This is a genomic window from Alteromonas sp. McT4-15, from assembly GCF_020515205.1.
Taxonomy (GTDB): Bacteria; Pseudomonadota; Gammaproteobacteria; order Enterobacterales; family Alteromonadaceae; genus Alteromonas.
In genome coordinates this window covers 37,260-55,097 of record NZ_JAJALG010000007.1, presented here as the reverse complement: position 1 = coordinate 55,097, position 17,838 = coordinate 37,260, and the positions used below count along the sequence as shown (strand labels likewise).

Genomic DNA, 17,838 nt, shown 5'->3' with positions numbered 1-17,838 from the left:
AAACCAAAAAAATAGGATGATTTTTCAACGAACATCGGTGACTTGGTTTAAAAATTGGTGTAGGGTTGATGTGTTGTATTTTTAAACAAAAATAAAAATGAAAAACGCTTTCTGCATTACACTTTGTGCATGGTTGTTTTCAACGTGCATAAGTATTTCGCAGGCAAAGGAAGCAGACGAAATAATCTATACCCGAGCATTTGCTGACAGTGACTACGGGCACTATCATATTGCTGTTTTGCAAGCGGCGCTCAATATTACGCCTGAACTCGGGACAACATCAATTGCTCCGCATCCCCACCCTATGAGTCAAAGTCGACAACTGGTGTCATTAATAAACGGTGATGCCGATATTATGTGGAGCGTTACTAATCGCACTCGAGAGCAAAAACTTATCGCGATAAAACTGCCACTTTTAAAAGGTTTTGCCGGTCACCGGGTATTGGTTATTAACCCTAAGCGTCAACTGGACTTTCCTCTCCATATCGATATAAATCAGCTTAAATCAATGACTCTAGTACAAGGCAATGATTGGCCCGACCTTGAGATTTTAGAGCATAATGGCTACACGGTCTCAGGCGAAGACTGGAGTTTATGGTTTCAATCGATGTTCTCTATGGTCGAAAGAGACTTGGTCGACGGGTTTCCCCGCAACGTTATTGAGGTGCATCGCGATTTAGCGCGTCACGCTGATAAAAACATTATATTGGAAAAAAACCATATTCTTCGATATCCAAGTTACGAGTACTTTTTTGTTAGCCCTCAAAATAGTGCACTTGCGAATCGGTTGCGTATTGGACTGATACGCCTGTTAGAAAACGGTGAACTGTCGGCATTATTTGAAGCGCAAGAAGGTCATGAACATGCAGCGTTAATTGTAGATTCACCCTCACGAACAACCCATACTTTAAAAAACCCCGCCATTCCTTATGTCCTTGACTACGCGCAGTGGGACAAACATGCAAGTTCAGCAATAAAAGCATTACACGACGAAACGAATAGCAACTGAGCAAATATTCGGTAAAAACCTTAAGGTTTTCTTAAGGATTCTGGTATACCCTTAATTTACTGACTTATTGTAGGAATACTATGCGCATACTGTTGGTAGAAGATGACAAGCCATTGTCAAGTGCACTCACAACCTCATTGAGTAAGGCAAACTATGTAATAGATTGTGTGTATGACGGTGCTAGCGCTCTTAATACGCTCCGTGCTGCACAAAACGACATAGTCGTTCTCGATCTTGGGCTTCCAGACCAAGATGGGTTAAGCGTACTTAAACGTATCCGCACAACTAATCCCACCTTGCCAGTTTTGATTCTTACTGCGCGAGATAAAACCTCAGACAAGATATCAGGGTTAGATGCAGGTGCAGATGATTACCTTCCTAAGCCCTTTGAAATTGACGAGTTGCTTGCTCGGCTTCGCGTATTAGAGCGACGACTTGGCACTGCTTCACAAAGCGTGATTACAGTAAAAAACGTCAGTCTTGATACAACCCACCACACACTTACTATTGATGGAAGCAACGTACACCTCCCTCGTCGAGAACTCATGCTTCTAAAAGCGCTGATTGAAAACGCGGGCCGAATACTGAGTAAACATCAACTTGAGAGCAAACTCTATGAATGGGGTGAAGAAGTGGCCAGTAACACAATAGAAGTGCATATCAGTCATTTGCGAAAGAAAATGCCAGATGACTTCATTCGTACTATAAGAGGCGTTGGATATTGTATATCCAAGTCTGGAGACTAACGTGACGTCAATTCGTCGCTTTCTTATCTTAACGCTTACCAGTGCTCTAGTGCTTATAGTATTTAGTGCGGCACTGCACGGCTATCGCGCTACTATAGGTATATCCACTACCCTACTGGATAATGAACTGACTGCGTTAAATAGCGCCATTGCTTCTTTTGATAGCGGAACATCAGGCAACGAGCACACCTTATTATTTCAGATATGGCAAAACGACACCTTAATAAAGAGCTCAAATAGTGCATTAACAACACCGCTTTCTGAATTCAAAAACGGTTTCTCTGAAAAGAATGTGCTTGGAACGCGATGGCGTGTGTATACCGCTTATTTACAAAGCGAGGAAAAGTGGTACATGGTAGCTCAACCATTGAGTAATCGTTTTGTGTTAACCGATGCGCTCACGGTTGCTTCCATTACCCCTTTTATAATAAGTGTCCCCCTTCTCGCCATTATTTTGTTTTTAGGGATCACTTGGGGACTTTCTCCACTTAAACAGCTTTCTCGACAACTGGCAAAGCGAACGGGTAATGATTTTTCTACTATCTCTCTAGATAGAGAGCCAAGCGAATTAAAACCGGTTGTATCCACACTCAATTCAATGTTTACTCGACTAAGCGCGGCATTTGAAAGAGAGCAACAGTTTGCCTCTAATGCTGCACATGAACTGCGCACCCCGCTTAGTGTGATGAAAATCAATATCCATAATATTGCAGAAGAGCTGGGGGAAAACGGCAAACAGCTTCAAACACTGCAACGCGATACAGACAGAATGATCCACGCTGTAAACCAATTCTTGCTACTAACGCGCACCAGTCCAGAAACCTTCGTAGAGCAAAAAGAGCCGGTAAATCTTTATTTTGTAGCCCAAGAAGTGATTAGTGATCTCTATGGAAAAATAGAAGCCAAGCAGCAAGACATTGCTTTGGAGGGCGATGAGATTTGGTTAAACAGCGTTCACTTCATGTTGTACACCTTGCTACAGAACCTAATTACTAACGCCAGCAACTACTCACCAGATGGGGCACAAATAGTTGTACGAATAGTAAGGCTGGCCTCCACGGTCGTATTAAGTGTCGCTGACTCTGGTCCTGGAATTCCGCGTAGCGAACGAGAAAGTGTACTAAAGCGATTCAACCGCGCTACCCAAGCCAAAGCGACGACAGGAAGTGGTTTGGGCTTAGCCATAGTTTCGCAAATTGTTGCTCTGCATGATGCAAAAGTTGTACTTGATGATGCAGAACTAGGCGGCCTTGAAGTAAAAGTGGAGTTTAACAATGAACTCTTACTTTAAAACTTCTCTCGCTATTTTAGCCGGTGTGTTTTCGTTTGCATCTCCTCGCGCATATGCGCTTCCTGAAGTGGTGATAGAAATAAAAAACCACCTTTTTTATCCCCAGAATGTTGTGGTACCTGCAGGAAAAAAAGTACGACTTACGTTTATCAACTTTGACGATACGCCAGAGGAAATTGATAGTTTTTCGCTTAACAGAGAAAAAGTGATTTTCGCCAACAGCAAAGGCAGCATTTACATCGGCCCTTTGAAACCGGGGGAATACCCGTTCTTTGGTGAATTTCACCCCAACAGTGCTGTGGGTAAAGTTGTGGTAAAAGCACATGAAGAGGTACGCGATGCTGATTAATACCGTGGTACTTTTTTTGCGCGACACGCTGCCAATCTTTCTGTTGCTCTGTGTACTCATTGCATTGCCGGGTGTACCTCGCGTCTCACTAGTATGGCGCGTCGGTTTAATGCTTGTGACAGCAGTTATTATGTATTCATATCTTGGCGTTATCTCTGAGCTAGCAGAGGGTGCAGGGTTTGAATTGCTGAAGTCTCTGCTATTGGTCAGTGCATGGTTAGGTATGTGTATGCTAGCGATATTCCCATATTCAAAAGGACGCACAGTAAGTTTAGGTATTACACTACTTGTGCTTGGTATTGGACTTCCTAACAGCCTACATTTTATGGTGTATTTTGTGTCCGAGCTAACCCGTAATAGTGATAGTTCGTTGCTGATTCTTGGCACTACGATTGGCTTGGGGATCAGTATTAGTATCGCTATTTTGCTAAACATTGCCCTTACACATTTTGTAGGCGCCAAAATAATGTTTTGTTTCACGACACTATTTGTGGCCGCGCAAGTTGCGAATGTAGCCCTTCTCCTTGAACAAATCGATATCTTGCCTACGTCAAAACAAATCTGGGACAGCAGTCACTTTATTAGTGATAACAGCGAATACGGGCATTTATTGAACGCCCTAATTGGCTACGAAGCCACACCATCAATGAGTTACATGATGTTATTTTTATTATCCTTGGCTGTGCCTAACGCCATTGCGGCTTTGAAAAAGCACACTCCTGCACTGTGGCAACACGTGGAGGGTATTCGATGAAACGTATTATTTTGATGATGTGTTCTGTGCTTGCTAGCTTTGCCGCGAGCGCTGACAATTTCACCGTTGATAGAGTCTATCAACCTTACGTTTTACCTTTTGAACGCGAATTCGAATGGCGCCTAACCTCACGTCAAAATGACAACGGGAATGTGTTAATGCAACGCTTCTCATTTGGACATGCGCTTTCTGAATTTGTCATATTAGAAGCCTACGTTGTAGGTGCACGCGATGAAAACCAAGATTTTGGTTTGGAATCTTACGAACTTGAACTGCGTTGGATGGTGACCGAGCAAGGGCGGTATTGGGCTGATTGGGGAACCCTATTTGAATTAGAAAAGCAGCACAATACCGATGACTGGGCAGCGAAAGCGGGCATTCTCACTGAAAAAGAATTTGGTCAGTTCAGTCTAACGACCAATATAAGCTTGGTGTATGAGTGGGGAGAAACCGTAGCCAACGAGTGGGAAGGTGAATTCAAAGCAAAGTTCCGCTATCGCTGGATCCCAGAAGTACAGCCTGGTATTGAGATGTATGTGGCTGAGGACTATGTAGGTGTTGGACCAGCCTTTATGGGCATAAAACGCTTCGACAGACAAAAGCAATTAAAGTGGGAGCTCGGTTTCATTGCTGGACTCAATGGCGATAGCAAGGATCATACATTACGTATGTCACTCGAATATGAATTTTGATTTATAGAATTAAGAAGCCTTAAGCTTTTCTTAAGGTTTCCTTTTTACAGTACTGGGCATAGTCACTTTACTATTCTATCCCTATGCATCAGATTCAAGTCAGTGTAGTACTCCCAGCAAAAAATGAAGCCAAAAATTTACCTTTGCTGCTACGAGAAATTGCACAATCCGTTAACACCGAACAAACTGAGATAGTGGTAGTCGATGACGGCAGCAATGACGACACGACAACATTGCTTTTGTCATTAGCAGACTCCCTCCCTCTTAGTTGCAAAGTAATCACACACCCTCATAGCTGCGGCCAGAGTACCTCGGTGTATCATGGTGTGCTGTCTAGCCAAGGAAAATGGGTTGTTACACTAGACGCCGATGGACAAAACGATCCAGCAGATATTCCAAGACTCATAGAAATGGCCACACAAGAAGAAGGGGCGCATTTTTGTGTCATTGGACATCGCCAAAAGAGACAAGATACCCACTGGAAGCGTTTGCAGTCTAAAGTGGCCAACCGAGTAAGGCAGTGGATCCTACAAGATGATACACCTGATACAGGTTGTGGTTTAAAGCTGCTTCCACGCGCAACCTTCCTGATGCTTCCTTATTTTGACCATATGCATCGTTATATACCTGCACTGACTAAGCGATTGGGTGGCAATATAGTTTGTGTACCTGTTAATCACCGTGCGCGTACTGAAGGACAGTCCAATTATAATGCCTGGAATAGAGGCTGGGCAGGCATTATAGATATGCTCGGAGTAAGGTGGCTAATGTATCGAAGTCGACTCGACGCCATCAATAAGACATTCACTTATGAAAAGTAAGTATTTTCAGCTTAACGCGCCCCTTAGTTTTTTCATAGGCTTCGTATTTATTTCAGTGCTTTGCTATTTATCATTTCAGCTAACTTCTGACGTTCTAGCCCACAGTAGCGATCCGAGTTGGCTAACATCATATATCGCGAAGCTTAGTACGCGTGAAGTACTATTGATTCTTGGTGCGTTTGTCGTGTTAATGACACTGGGCATTCCCCGGCAAGCTATTAGCTTTTTTTGCGGGGTTGGCTTTGGTGCTATTGAAGGCAGTTTCGTCGCGTTATTACTTACGTGTATGTCTGCAAGCGCAGCTTATTTAATGGCACGCGGTCCGCTTAACAAGATGCTTGCACCGCTCATTAAGACAAATGGGTATGCTAGTAGACTGTTGCCTTTGCGAAAAAAATTTGTAGATAACAGCTTTCGAACTGTGCTTATGGTTCGACTTTTTCCAATAGGCTCTAATGTTGCAACCAATGTTATTGCAGGCGCATGTCGAGTGCCCTTCATACCCTTTATCACAGCAAGTACCCTAGGCTTTGTTCCACAAACAGTACTTTTTTCGTTGCTAGGAAGTGGTTCTCGCTACATCAGTACTGTTGAACAGCCTATTCACATTGCTGGTCTAGTCATTAGCGTATTTTTGATATTATCGTTGTCTCGCTATACGCGAAAGGAGAAGGCGCAATGACATCTGCGTTTGCTCATAACCGCACTGCTGTCATCCTTTTCGTGGTTGCAACAGTCATTATTTTTGCAGGCATTGGCGTTCGCGACGCCTGGCCTCCTGACGAACCTCGCTTTGCACTTGTTGCTAAAGAAATGGTGACGAGTGGTCAGTGGCTTATTCCTATGCGTGGTGGAGAAATTTACCCTGACAAACCGCCTATTTTTATGTGGTGTATTGCACTGCTCTATCTTGTGACAGGCAGTTTAAGCGTCGCAATGCTTCTACCAAGTGCTATTGCGAGCCTAATAACCTTGGCACTTACTTATCGTTTAGCGCGCACGCTCGCCGACGAAAAAACGGCCATATTCAGCATGCTATTGTTGTTGTTAAGTCCACAATTTGTGATCCAAGCAAAGTTTGCGCAAATTGATGCGTTGGTAGCATGTTTTATCTGGGTTGGTGTTTATGGTTTTGTGCGCCATTTTTGTATCGCAAAAAGCTGGCGCTGGTACTACATGGCTTGGGCTGCCATGGGCCTTGGTATCATTACTAAGGGTGTAGGCTTTCTGCCGGTTTTAATCTTTATTCCCTTTTCTTTTTTAGCGTTTAAGCACCAACTTCCATCAAAACGATGGGAAAAACGCGCGTTATTCGGCCCCTTAATCATGCTATCGGTTATACTCATTTGGCTTGGTCCTGTGCTTTATTTGGGCGTGTATCAACAAGATCCTATGATACAGCAGTACTTGTCTAACATTTTACTTAAGCAAACGGCTCAGCGATATGCAAATGCGTGGCATCATATTGAGCCTTGGTATTACTACATTGTAAAAGTCATTCCACTGTTTTGGTTGCCGTCGATTGTTGTACTGGTCTTAAAAAGAAAAGATCTCAAGCTCGCATTAAACGAACATCCTGCCTTCTTCGCACTAGCATTCTGGGCGGTGTTAGTTGTGATATTCTTCAGTTATAGTCCGGGAAAGCGCGGTGTTTATGTGTTGCCCGCACTTCCGGCAGTAGCCATGATTGCAGGTTTATTATTATCTCGCGGGGGAATGTCAAGAACCATAGAGACGATTGGACGCATAATCACACTCGTACCATCACTGCTTTTAGTCGCAGCAGGTGCAATGCTTTTACTCAGTGACCAAACCGTAAGTACTTTAATTTCACGTTATCACAGTGATGTAATTACAATAAACACACTTGCCGCCGTTTGTTTGCTACTAGGTACACTCACCGTCGCAGTGCAAGGTTTACGCTTTTCTAAGCATATCGTTGCATGGTTAATATTGATAACAGTTATCCCATCAACACTAGGAGCTTGGGCGCTCAATGATATACGTACACCAACGCACCTTTTACATCGTGCTCATATGCAAATAAGTCACCTTTCATCAAACGAGGCTGCCCCAAAAGAAGAATCAATGGTAGGTATTGTTGACTTTAAGGAACAGTATTTACTGTTTTCGCCATTTTCACTTACTCATTTTGGCTACCATACTCCAAAAGACATAGAGAATGGCACTGCATGGGCGTGGCTTAACGCACACCCTTCTCGATTTTTGCTAGCGCCTAAGGACTATGATTTCCAATGTGTCGATTTAGAAAAATCAATCCCATTGGGTTTTGCACATCGAGATGAATGGCTACTCATTCCATCAATAGCTGCGCATTCAAATTGCACACTATCTTCAGACGGACCTACCTTCCATTGAGGAAATAAACACAACCGCCTTCGCTTTTCGCGCATACCAATGCGAAAAGCGAGTCAAAAAATATCTATTAATTTTAAAAAAAGCGTTAACTTAAGGTTCTCTTAAGGTAGCGCATCAATACTCATACCATCGAAGAACACCAGAGTGTATGTATGAGCCTTACGTTATCAGTAGCACCCAACTCATGTGATGATAAAACTACTCGTCAACATGAAAAGCGGCGCCCATCACTAGCTTTCATTACAGCCAGCCTTACACATCCAGCTAGACACAATATTGAAACCTTTATCGCTAATGGTTTCGCCACCCGCTATGACGCACATATTAGTTCGTTCATGCCTATGTTATTTGCACTTGAAGTTAACGGAATAAAGGCAGCTGTTGGCGCTAGGTGCAGTGCTACTCACAATACGCATCACGCACTTTTCATTGAGCAATATCTTGATAGCCCTATTGAAGTCGCATTAGAGGCCCAGGAGATTTTTGCGCAAAGACACGACATTGTTGAAGTAGGTAACTTATTTAGTAGCGCATCGCGTTACACGCTGCCCTTGTTACTTTCATTATTTTTTTTGTTCTCGCAAATTGGCAAAAAATATCTTGTGTTTAGTGCAACAACTCAAGTGCAACAACTATTACAGGGTGCAGGTATTTCGCTTACTACATTAGCGAACGCTGACGTTAATAGACTCACTGCTGACCGCGATGATTGGGGCACCTACTATGACACTGCGCCGCAAGTTATGGCGTTGTCTCTTCAAGAAGTTACTCACCATGTCATGCGCAGCAGCTCTCTTCGTCAATACTATCAGCAAGCGGTTGGACTCATCGCAAGCTCTGATAGCGAGCTTCAGCTGCGCAGCGCTTTAGCTTATCCGCAAAAAGGAGCGTCTCATGTTGCTTGAGAAGTACTTAACTGGTGATGATGCTTCTGTTGCACTGAAGCATCATGGAAAGTCGTTAACCTACCGCGAGCTTAAAGATGCCATCGCGCAACTCGCAAATTGGATCACAGCCAATGATGTGAGCCGTATTGCTATTGCTTTTGACAACAGTTTCGCTTGGGTAGTCGCTGACCTTGCGTGCCAGCAAGCTGAAGCGTGCTGTGTGCCTCTCCCACTCTTTTTTAGTGAGCAGCAGCAGCAACACATACTTAGCGAAAGCCAGTGTGAGTACCTACTAACAGATGCAGAGCCCCCTGCTTTCGCGTCAACAACGATGAAACGCGTGTGTAAAACTGTCGATATTGTTGGCTATGCACTAACTTCTGACACAACATCTGTGTGTATGCCCAACGGCACTCATAAAATCACCTTCACATCGGGGTCCACTGGCGCACCAAAAGGTGTGTGCTTGTCCAGTGAATCTCAGTGGAAAGTTGCTCAGTCAATAAGCAAGGCTTTTGAACAAGACTATGTCAACCACTTGTGCCTGCTTCCGCTATCAACGTTACTTGAAAATATCGCCGGTGTTTATGCCCCATTGCTTCACGGTGGCACAGTGCAACTTGCATCAGCAAGTGCTAGAGGCTTTGAAGGTAGTCGCCTTGTAAACCCACAAGCGCTAATTGGCTTAATTGATAGCGTCCAACCAACGTCGGTTATTTTAGTACCCGAGTTACTCATGGTATTGCTTCATGCCTGCTCACAAGGTTGGGTCCCACCTTCGTCGTTGTCGTTTATCGCCGTAGGCGGTGCACATGTATCACCTGTGCTACTGGCACAAGCACAAGCTAAAGGCCTACCAGTCTATGAAGGCTATGGTCTGTCAGAAGCCGTTTCAGTCTCTACGCTTAACACGGGGCAATGCAATGTAGTAGGCACGGCAGGAAAAGCACTCGGGCACAACACACTTCATATAGATAAAGGCGAAGTGGTAATAACTGGCAACCACTTTTTGGGATACCTCAATCAAGTAGAAAGCTTTTACCCCGCGCACGTCAGAACCGGAGACTTAGGTGTGATAAAGGATGGCGTCTTAACTCTCAGTGGCCGCAAGAAAAACATCATGGTGAACAGCGCAGGTAGAAACGTATCGCCTGAATGGATTGAGTCTCTGTTGATGGGAAGTGGCGTACTGCGCCAAGTGGTCGTCTTCTGTGAAGCTCGTCCACACTGTGTTGCTTTGCTTGTCCCTGCATCGCCTCACATATCCATTGATGGAATACATAAAGCCATTGCGTTGATTAACCAACAATTGCCCGACTATGCCCAAATAGAAAACTTTGATGTGGTTGCGCCATTTACGCCAGAAAACGGGTTGTTAACCCAAACTGGCAAGATTAAGCGCGACGATGTGATTACGCACTACAGCGGCACAATAGCTGCGCTGTATCGCGACCCTCAATTTATCTCGCACACTGAAACCTGCACGCATCCTGAATCTTGTGCGACTCAAACGATCACCTTTGGAGAGTAAATAATGTCTTTTTATCAACAACTTCAAGAAAGTACTGAGCAAGCTAGAAACCTGTTTTTACAGGCACCAATAATTCAACGTTGTTTTAATGGCGACTTTTCCCTTGACGATTATATTGCGTTTCTTCAACAAGCGTATCACCACGTTAAATTTACTGTACCGCTTCTTATGGCTACAGGCGCTAAATTAAGCGAAGACAAAGAGTGGCTGCGTGAAGCCATTGGCGAATATATTGAAGAAGAAATGGGTCATCAAGAGTGGATTTTAAACGACTTAGCTGCGTGTGGTGTCGATAAGGAACAAGCTCGAAATGGACAACCTGCACCTGCGACTGAACTTATGGTCGCTTATGCGTTTGATGCCATTGCACGCAAAAATCCACTTTATTTTTTCGGCATGGTGTTTGTACTCGAAGGCACTAGTATTGCGCTGGCAGATGCTGCAGCAAAGCAAATTAAAGATAAACTATCACTGCCTAGATCTGCGTTTAAGTATTTAACCTCACATGGTGCGCTTGACCAAGAGCACATCGTTTTCTTTGAAGGGTTAATGAACCAAATAGTAAACCCTCAAGAACAAGCCATGATCATTCACAGCGCCAAAATGTTTTATCGCTTGTATGGGGATATTTTCCGTGAACTTACTCCTGAGCACGGTTTACGTCCTATTGCACAGATTGCGTAACGTGTGTAGCACTCTTTTTATAGGGTTAACTCAAGGTAAAGCGTGATGACTATTCAATGGCAAAATCAAGTAATACTCGTAACAGGTGCTAGTGGCGGCATTGGACATGCCATTGCTAAAGCACTTGATGAGAAAGGTGCTCATCTCATCTTAACGGGCAGAAATGAAGTAAAACTCAAACAGCTGCAACAGTCGCTCAAACATCAACATACCATTGTAGCGGCGGATATCTCGCATTGTGAAGGCAGAGAAAAACTGATTCACACGTGCGAGCGATTACCAGTGAGTATGCTGATAAACAATGCTGGCACAACCCATGTCGGCCAATTCAGTGATGCCCCTATCGAATCAGTGGTGACTACTAACCTACTCTCTCCAATGCTGCTAACCCAAGCGCTGCTTCCCCTTTTAGAGCGACGCCCTCATGCGCATATCGTCAATATTGGCTCTGCTTTCGGCAGTATTGGTTTTGCTGCGCATAGCACCTACTGCGCAACCAAATTTGCGCTTAAAGGGTGGACTGAGGCCCTTCATCGTGAATATCACAACAGTAATATTCGATTTCACTATGTAGCACCAAGAGCAACATCTACGGCGATAAATGACGAGAGAGCGGTAGCGCTCAATAACGCACTGGGTAATCACGTTGATACACCCGATGTTGTAGCACAAGCACTTGTTAAAGCGCTCGAGCAAAACAAAGCGCGACTAAGCATTGGCTTTGCAGAACGCTTTTTCGCCAAATTAAATGCCATTTTACCCAATATTGTCGATAACGCATTAGCCAAAAAGCTACCCATTATTAAACGCCACACATTCAGCAAAAGTGAGCAGAACACGCACATCGATACTGTGACAAATGCCAACGACTTATCCAGTAAGTTGGTTTAACACCGGAGTGAACATTATGAAACATTTAACTACTGTAACCCGAATGACGCTTATTACATTATCTTTAGGCGCAATGAGTTATGCACTTGCGCAAGATAACACAAGGCCGTCAGCAAGCGATATGTCGCCTTCTTCAGTGCAACAAGAGATACAATCTCCCCTCTCTATGCTTCAGCATGAATGGGCACACATCAACTACGAAGTAGAGGAAAAGCAGAAAGAAAAAGCATTTGCCGCGCTTATTGAAAAAGCGAAGTTTTTTGTCAGTGAAGATCCCAACAATCCAGAGTTGATAATATGGCAAGGAATTATTCAATCAAGCACTGCAGGCGCTAAAGGCGGGCTAGGCGCTTTAGATTATGCCAAAGCCGCGCGCAAGAGCTTTGAACAGGCCATGCGATTAGACGAAAATGCCTTAGCAGGTTCAGCCATGACAAGTTTAGGTGTGCTCTATCATAAATTACCTGGTTGGCCGATTAGCTTTGGCAATGACAAAAAAGCCGAAAAGTTGTTGAAACACGCGTTAGAAATAAACCCAAATGGGATTGACCCCAATTATTTCTATGCCGAATTTCTCTATGACAATGGTGAGTATGCTCAAGCACGCGTTTATGCCAATAAAGCAAAACAAGCCCCAGCAAGAGCAGAGCGTCCACTTGCAGATTTAGGAAGAAGACAAGAAATTTCTCGACTTGAAGCCAAGCTAGCTCAAAAAAGCTAATAGCAACCTTAAATTCAAAGCGCTCGCAATACTGCTATTGCGAGCGTGTTACCTCTCTCAGTACGCTTCACATCAGCATTATCAACGTTAATGGCAAGACATAGTCGCTTTTCTTTTAAAGAATCGCTAAATTACCGCTCTTTCAAAGAACTTAGGCGCATTTAGCGCACTTTTTCATCACCTTTTATTCTTTTAAGGAACGTTTTCATGTTAACAACGTATTTAAAACGCCTGGGGTTCTTAGGTATTGCATCGCTATCACTTATGGCACATGGCGAGGACCAAGGGGCACCTTTATTGTCTCTTCAGCATCAATGGGCAAAAGTAAACTATGAGATGGAAGGCGATGCACAACTTGACGCGTTTTTACGTCTTATAGACCAAGCCAAGAATTTAACCGAACTGACATCAAACAGTCCGCAAGCACTTACGTGGCTAGCCATTTCGCAATCAAGTACAGCAAGTGCCAAAGGCGGGTTGGGCGCATTGGACTATGCAGAAAGCGCCAAAGACAACCTAGAGAAAGCTATTGAAAAAGATGAACGTGTATTGGAAGGTACTGCACTTACCGTTTTAGCCGCGCTTTATCATAAAGTGCCGGGGTGGCCTGTCAGTTTTGGTAGTGATAAAAAAGCAGAAGCTTTGTTTAAACGCGCTTTAGAGGTAAACCCCCAAGGTATGGATCAGAACTTTTTTTACGCAGAATTTTTATTTGATGAAAAAGAGTTTAAAGAAGCACAAAAACACCTTGATATAGCAAAAAATGCCCCTGAAAAACCAAACCGACCTTTGGCCGACAAAATGCGGCGACAAGAAATTGCGAAGCTACAAGAAAAGCTGAGCACTAAACTCTAATTAAACTCTCAGTTACCTTTTAAGTAATGCGCTTTATAGGTATATCAGTTTTGTAAACTGGCGCGCATAACGCGCCAGCCACCATCATTAACAATTTATTCACACGACTTATCTATGTGTATAAAAGTCAATCGCTTCTCTTCTATCCACTTCACTTCTACTATGAGTACAGTGTATGTAAATGGAATAAGCAGATGGCAAAGATCCCACGTACAAACAGTAATGATCACAGCGCACAAATGAGTCAAACGCGTCGCGACTTTATCGAAGCTCAGACAGGTGTAGCATTGACCCATACTGGGCACTACTCTGTGCCAGAAGAAACGCTTGAAGGAAATATTGAGAACTTCACGGGCATTGCACAAATACCAGTGGGCTTTGCCGGTCCTATGCACATAAATGGAGAACACGCTAACGGTGAGTTTTATGTGCCTATGGCCACTACAGAAGGTACCTTGGTTGCCAGTTATAGCCGTGGCATGCGCCTTACGCGTGAAGCCGGAGGTGTTACTACCACAGTAATTGATGACGCCATGCAGCGCGCTCCTATGTTTGCCTTTAAAGACGCTCGCGAAGCACTCGCTTTTGGTAGCTGGGTAAAACAACATTTTTCAAGCATTAAAGCAGCGTGTGATGCGACAACAAGCGTTGGGCGCTTGCGCGACATCGAACAGCACGCAGTGTCTAAGCTACGTTGGTTACGATTTAACTTTACCTGTGGTGATGCCGCAGGCCAAAACATGGTAAGTAAAGCCACTAAAGCGGGCTGTGAGTGGATCATGGCGAATTACCCTGCCCCCATTGATCACTTTGTGCTAGCTGCGAACTTAGACACAGATAAAAAGCACTCTCACCTTAACTCACTGCATACTCGCGGGAAACGAGTAGTCGCTGAAGTGACCCTGCCTCGTCAGCTGGTTACCGATATAATGCATTGTACGCCAGAAGCGCTTTATAAGCAGCGCCAGTACTCCAATATGGGGGCCATGATGGCGGGAAGTGTGAGTAATGGTGCTCATTTTGCAAATGGTGTCACCGCGCTATTTATTGCTTGCGGTCAAGATGTGGCGAACGTTGCGGAGTCCTCTGCCGGGTTTACCTTTGCAGAAATTACGCCCCAAGGTGATTACTATTTTTCAGTTACGATCCCGTCTTTGATCGTCGCCACTTATGGTGGGGGGACGGGCCTTGCCACTCAAAATGAATGCCTTAGCGTTTTAGGCTGTAGCGGCAAAGGCAGTGTAAACAAGCTCGCAGAAATTGTAGCCGCCACGGTGTTGTGTGGTGACCTGTCGTTAGGCTCCGCCGTCGTTGCAGATGAATGGGTGAGTAGCCATGAACGCTTAGGTCGAAATCGATAACACCGTTGCTCGCTAATGAACAACAAGACTTGGGCGCGTGAGTACAAAATACGCGCCGCATCCCATAAAAATTGCAACACAGATATAAGCAAGTAACGGCATAGAAGCAAATAAACACAGCCCCGCGAAACTTAACAACATACTGCAACAGGCAATGCACTTCACTTTTTTAGAAATCGCACCATGACGCCGCCACGCCTGCAAAGAGGGACCAAATCGAGGATGACTTACTAGCCATAACTCCAAGCGCGGCGAAGACTGTGTGAAACAATAAAGTGCGCCGATAAGAAACACTGTTGTTGGCATAACAGGTAAGAATGCGCCAACCACTCCAAGTGAAGTAAGTACAAAACCACACAAAAGATAAAACGGTTTTCTCATAGACTTTACATACCAAGAATATGCCATTCACTGCAGCAACAGCTTGCCCTTAACTTTTTATAACGATATTGCCAACTTGCTGCAATACAAAGTGTTTTTACGAGTACATTGTTAACCATAGCTTATTTCACTGCTGTGTGCATTGCGACAAATCAAACAGTAAAAGAAATCGCTAATACTAATTGACGATTCTTAGCCAACACACTATAGAAAATGAAAATAATAACAGTTATCATTTACACTAAAGTTTAAGGGCCAACCTTAACCCCTTTGTTAACGTTAGATATTGGACAGTAGTATCAATGAAGTATATAGCTGCAGTTATTACCGCCGCGCTGGCAACCAACGCTTTTGCTCAAGAAAGCGGAACTACAACACAAAACACACCGCAAGAAGCCAACAACACAAATGCTAAAGAGGTAGAGCGTGTAGTCGTGACTAGCCGGGCGTTAAACCTTTATCGCAACGGAGAATCATCCACAGGTAAGCTCAGTGTTGATGCACTAAATGCAACGCAACAAATTACCACTATCAACGAAAGCCTTATTCGTGACCAAGGCGCGAGAAACGCTAAGGATATTTATCGAAATATTGCCGGCGTTAGCCAGTTTAGTTATGCAGGCGTTACCGCCCGAGGATTTAGACAAGAAGAAATTTTCTTTGACGGCTTACGCGGTGACCCCTACGTAGGGTTTAACGTGCCACAACTGTTCAATGTTGAAAGGCTCGACTTCCTAAAAGGCCCTGCAGGAATGCTTTACGGTGCTGGCGCGCCAGGTGGACTATTCAATTATGTAACCAAAAAACCACAGTCAGAATTTAGCGCCAATGCGCGCGCGATTGCAGGCTCGCACTCTCGCGTTGGTGGCTCAGGCGAAATTACTGGCGCCTTAAGCGACAACCAAAACGGACGTTTAGGTGTTTTTTACGAAGAGCAAGATACCTATCGCGACAATAGCGCAAGCGAAGTATTTATTTTTGATTCAGGCTATTCGTATGATTTAAACAATCATTTGTTCACGGCTCAATATACGCATTATTCGCAAGATCTCGATGGCAATCGACTGCGTGGTGTGCCCACAGATGACGCAGGAAACTTCTTAACTGACCGCGCTTGGAACCACAATGAAGCCAGCGACTTCTTGAATCTACGATCAGATGTTGTACAGCTATCACTTGAAGGCCAAGTAACATCATCAATGAGTTACAACACTAAGCTTCGCTATATTGATAATGAGCAAGAGCAAAACTATCACGAGCCCCGTGCATTAATTGATAGTGACGGAGATGGTTCTATCGATCTGGTCGGTAGAGAGTTCAGAGACCAGCTACGTGAACAAGAGCAAATAAGTTTCGCGGCAAACTTTGTCTACGAGGGAACGTTGTTTAACGCTAATCAACGTACTGCTTTTGGTGTTGACTTGTATAAGGGCACTGAAGATGCATTGTTAGGTGGTACTGCATTTAGCGCCGATTTTGTAGAGCGCTACTTAGCGGTTACTTCACTGGACTCAGACATTATTCCGCTTAGGCTGACCTCTCCTAATTACGGTGAGTCTCAACCTAGCAACTATGATGTGCAGTTTAGAGCCCCACGTACGACAGAACAGGTGCGCAACGGTGCATATGTACTTAATGAACTTGCTTGGGACAAATTTACGCTTGTTACCGGTGTGCGCTATGACACATTTGAAGACGACTCAAATGGCACTGCGTTCGATGACAACAACGTTACCTATCGTTTGGGAGCAATTTATAAAGTCACCCCTTCCATCTCACTATATGGTCAGTGGGCTGACTCTTATGAACCTCAAGCTGTAACAAGTCAGACTCAACAAGCAGGAGGGCCCTTTGAACCCACCACAGGTGAAATCATTGAAGGTGGTGTGAACGCCGAGTTGTTCGACGAAACTACGTTACTTCGCATGGCGGTGTATCAAATCAAACGTCAAAACCTACTGCAAAATACAGGTCTTGATCCTGAAGGTGACGGTATCGATAACCTTGCACCTGTGGGCGAAGTCACCAGTGACGGTATAGAAATAGAAGTTATCTCTGACATTACGCCAAACTGGATCATGAGTGTGGCATACAGCTATAACGATGCACGCATTACCGCTGACAATGGTGGTACTACAATACGAAATAGCGTTGGAGACCAATTCGCCAATGCCCCTGAAAACCAGTTAGGTTTTTGGACGCGCTATCAAGTACCTGAGTGGGATCTTGCGTTCGCTTTTGGCGGCAACTACGTTGATGAACAGCTGAGCTTGTCTGGGCAAACAGTGAAATCTTATTTTGTGGCAGATGCCTCTATTACCTGGGAAGTCGAAAACTACAGCGTATTGTTTAGAATTGATAACCTATTTGATAGAGAGTATGCCGAGTCCGGTTTCTTGTCACGTACCGGTCACTTCCCTGGCAACCCGCGTAATGGCTTCGTAGAATTTACCTATAAGTGGTAAGACTGCACAAGTTAAAAGGCG

18 protein-coding genes are annotated in these 17,838 nt (G+C 44.3%); 17 read left to right on the top strand and 1 reads right to left on the bottom strand.

The features are described from left to right. The first annotated feature begins 97 nt into the window (after positions 1-97). From LHL20_RS07595 to LHL20_RS07520, 16 genes are all read left to right on the top strand, one after another. Positions 98-1,009 (top strand): hypothetical protein, encoded by a 912-nt coding sequence (locus tag LHL20_RS07595; RefSeq protein ID WP_226432875.1) that lies wholly within the window; start codon positions 98-100, stop codon positions 1,007-1,009. An 80-nt stretch (positions 1,010-1,089) separates the two neighbouring features. Beyond that, on the top strand, positions 1,090-1,755 hold the full coding sequence (locus LHL20_RS07590) for a response regulator (RefSeq protein WP_226432874.1): 666 nt from the start codon (positions 1,090-1,092) through the stop codon (positions 1,753-1,755). A gap of 1 nt (position 1,756) precedes the next feature. Continuing rightward, positions 1,757-3,046, top strand: a complete 1,290-nt coding sequence (locus tag LHL20_RS21175) for an ATP-binding protein (protein ID WP_226432873.1) — start codon at positions 1,757-1,759, stop codon at positions 3,044-3,046. Continuing rightward, a complete protein-coding gene (locus tag LHL20_RS07580) occupies positions 3,030-3,395 on the top strand; it encodes a cupredoxin domain-containing protein (RefSeq protein ID WP_159623940.1) in 366 nt (121 codons plus the stop codon). Before LHL20_RS21175 ends, LHL20_RS07580 begins: the two co-directional genes overlap by 17 nt. Continuing rightward, a complete protein-coding gene (locus LHL20_RS07575) occupies positions 3,385-4,149 on the top strand; it encodes an FTR1 family iron permease (RefSeq protein ID WP_226432872.1) in 765 nt (254 codons plus the stop codon). Before LHL20_RS07580 ends, LHL20_RS07575 begins: the two co-directional genes overlap by 11 nt. After that, positions 4,146-4,841 carry a hypothetical protein gene (locus LHL20_RS07570; RefSeq protein WP_226432871.1) on the top strand — a complete coding sequence of 232 codons (696 nt, stop codon included), beginning with the start codon at positions 4,146-4,148 and terminating at the stop codon, positions 4,839-4,841. Before LHL20_RS07575 ends, LHL20_RS07570 begins: the two co-directional genes overlap by 4 nt. Before the next feature lie 83 nt (positions 4,842-4,924). Further along, positions 4,925-5,662 (top strand): glycosyltransferase family 2 protein, encoded by a 738-nt coding sequence (locus LHL20_RS07565; RefSeq protein ID WP_226432870.1) that lies wholly within the window; start codon positions 4,925-4,927, stop codon positions 5,660-5,662. Further along, positions 5,652-6,344 (top strand): TVP38/TMEM64 family protein, encoded by a 693-nt coding sequence (locus LHL20_RS07560; protein ID WP_226432869.1) that lies wholly within the window; start codon positions 5,652-5,654, stop codon positions 6,342-6,344. The genes LHL20_RS07565 and LHL20_RS07560 overlap by 11 nt, the downstream gene beginning before the upstream one ends. Then, positions 6,341-8,041, top strand: coding sequence for an ArnT family glycosyltransferase (locus LHL20_RS07555; protein WP_226432868.1), 1,701 nt, complete (start codon positions 6,341-6,343; stop codon positions 8,039-8,041). Before LHL20_RS07560 ends, LHL20_RS07555 begins: the two co-directional genes overlap by 4 nt. Positions 8,042-8,193: 152 nt before the next feature. Continuing rightward, on the top strand, positions 8,194-8,946 hold the full coding sequence (locus LHL20_RS07550) for a thermostable hemolysin (protein WP_226432867.1): 753 nt from the start codon (positions 8,194-8,196) through the stop codon (positions 8,944-8,946). After that, the gene (locus LHL20_RS07545) at positions 8,936-10,459 is read left to right on the top strand and encodes an AMP-binding protein (RefSeq protein ID WP_226432866.1); all 1,524 of its coding nucleotides are present in this window, start codon (positions 8,936-8,938) and stop codon (positions 10,457-10,459) included. The genes LHL20_RS07550 and LHL20_RS07545 overlap by 11 nt, the downstream gene beginning before the upstream one ends. Positions 10,460-10,462: 3 nt before the next feature. After that, positions 10,463-11,143, top strand: a complete 681-nt coding sequence (locus LHL20_RS07540) for a TenA family transcriptional regulator (RefSeq protein ID WP_226432865.1) — start codon at positions 10,463-10,465, stop codon at positions 11,141-11,143. Between the two features lie 45 nt (positions 11,144-11,188). Then, the gene (locus tag LHL20_RS07535; protein WP_226432864.1) at positions 11,189-12,034 is read left to right on the top strand and encodes an SDR family oxidoreductase; all 846 of its coding nucleotides are present in this window, start codon (positions 11,189-11,191) and stop codon (positions 12,032-12,034) included. Positions 12,035-12,155: 121 nt separating this feature from the next. Beyond that, a complete protein-coding gene (locus tag LHL20_RS07530; RefSeq protein ID WP_413228886.1) occupies positions 12,156-12,755 on the top strand; it encodes a tetratricopeptide repeat protein in 600 nt (199 codons plus the stop codon). Positions 12,756-12,962: 207 nt separating this feature from the next. Further along, positions 12,963-13,610: a hypothetical protein gene (locus LHL20_RS07525; RefSeq protein WP_226432862.1), complete on the top strand. Its 648-nt coding sequence runs from the start codon at positions 12,963-12,965 to the stop codon at positions 13,608-13,610. A gap of 194 nt (positions 13,611-13,804) precedes the next feature. Then, a complete protein-coding gene (locus LHL20_RS07520) occupies positions 13,805-14,971 on the top strand; it encodes a hydroxymethylglutaryl-CoA reductase (RefSeq protein WP_226432861.1) in 1,167 nt (388 codons plus the stop codon). A 12-nt stretch (positions 14,972-14,983) separates the two neighbouring features. Here the strand turns inward: LHL20_RS07520 and LHL20_RS07515 are convergent, their stop codons facing one another. Beyond that, positions 14,984-15,352 carry a YbaN family protein gene (locus LHL20_RS07515; protein WP_226432860.1) on the bottom strand — a complete coding sequence of 123 codons (369 nt, stop codon included), beginning with the start codon at positions 15,350-15,352 and terminating at the stop codon, positions 14,984-14,986. 302 nt (positions 15,353-15,654) lie between these two features. Here LHL20_RS07515 and LHL20_RS07510 point away from each other — a divergent pair, with 302 nt between their 5' ends. After that, positions 15,655-17,817, top strand: a complete 2,163-nt coding sequence (locus LHL20_RS07510) for a TonB-dependent siderophore receptor (protein ID WP_226432859.1) — start codon at positions 15,655-15,657, stop codon at positions 17,815-17,817. Positions 17,818-17,838: the final 21 nt, after the last annotated feature.

Bases quoted from the DNA above. Each gene is read 5' to 3' on its own strand.
- LHL20_RS07525 (WP_226432862.1), top strand. From the start codon at position 12,963: ATGTTAACAACGTATTTAAAACGCCTGGGGTTCTTAGGTATTGCATCG.
- LHL20_RS07550 (WP_226432867.1), top strand. From the start codon at position 8,194: ATGAGCCTTACGTTATCAGTAGCACCCAACTCATGTGATGATAAAACT.
- LHL20_RS07535 (WP_226432864.1), top strand. From the start codon at position 11,189: ATGACTATTCAATGGCAAAATCAAGTAATACTCGTAACAGGTGCTAGT.
- LHL20_RS07570 (WP_226432871.1), top strand. From the start codon at position 4,146: ATGAAACGTATTATTTTGATGATGTGTTCTGTGCTTGCTAGCTTTGCC.
- LHL20_RS07555 (WP_226432868.1), top strand. From the start codon at position 6,341: ATGACATCTGCGTTTGCTCATAACCGCACTGCTGTCATCCTTTTCGTG.
- LHL20_RS07575 (WP_226432872.1), top strand. From the start codon at position 3,385: ATGCTGATTAATACCGTGGTACTTTTTTTGCGCGACACGCTGCCAATC.
- LHL20_RS07515 (WP_226432860.1), bottom strand. From the start codon at position 15,352: ATGAGAAAACCGTTTTATCTTTTGTGTGGTTTTGTACTTACTTCACTT.
- LHL20_RS07565 (WP_226432870.1), top strand. From the start codon at position 4,925: ATGCATCAGATTCAAGTCAGTGTAGTACTCCCAGCAAAAAATGAAGCC.
- LHL20_RS07595 (WP_226432875.1), top strand. From the start codon at position 98: ATGAAAAACGCTTTCTGCATTACACTTTGTGCATGGTTGTTTTCAACG.
- LHL20_RS07510 (WP_226432859.1), top strand. From the start codon at position 15,655: ATGAAGTATATAGCTGCAGTTATTACCGCCGCGCTGGCAACCAACGCT.
- LHL20_RS07530 (WP_413228886.1), top strand. From the start codon at position 12,156: ATGTCGCCTTCTTCAGTGCAACAAGAGATACAATCTCCCCTCTCTATG.
- LHL20_RS07560 (WP_226432869.1), top strand. From the start codon at position 5,652: ATGAAAAGTAAGTATTTTCAGCTTAACGCGCCCCTTAGTTTTTTCATA.
- LHL20_RS07545 (WP_226432866.1), top strand. From the start codon at position 8,936: ATGTTGCTTGAGAAGTACTTAACTGGTGATGATGCTTCTGTTGCACTG.
- LHL20_RS07540 (WP_226432865.1), top strand. From the start codon at position 10,463: ATGTCTTTTTATCAACAACTTCAAGAAAGTACTGAGCAAGCTAGAAAC.
- LHL20_RS07590 (WP_226432874.1), top strand. From the start codon at position 1,090: ATGCGCATACTGTTGGTAGAAGATGACAAGCCATTGTCAAGTGCACTC.
- LHL20_RS07520 (WP_226432861.1), top strand. From the start codon at position 13,805: ATGGCAAAGATCCCACGTACAAACAGTAATGATCACAGCGCACAAATG.
- LHL20_RS07580 (WP_159623940.1), top strand. From the start codon at position 3,030: ATGAACTCTTACTTTAAAACTTCTCTCGCTATTTTAGCCGGTGTGTTT.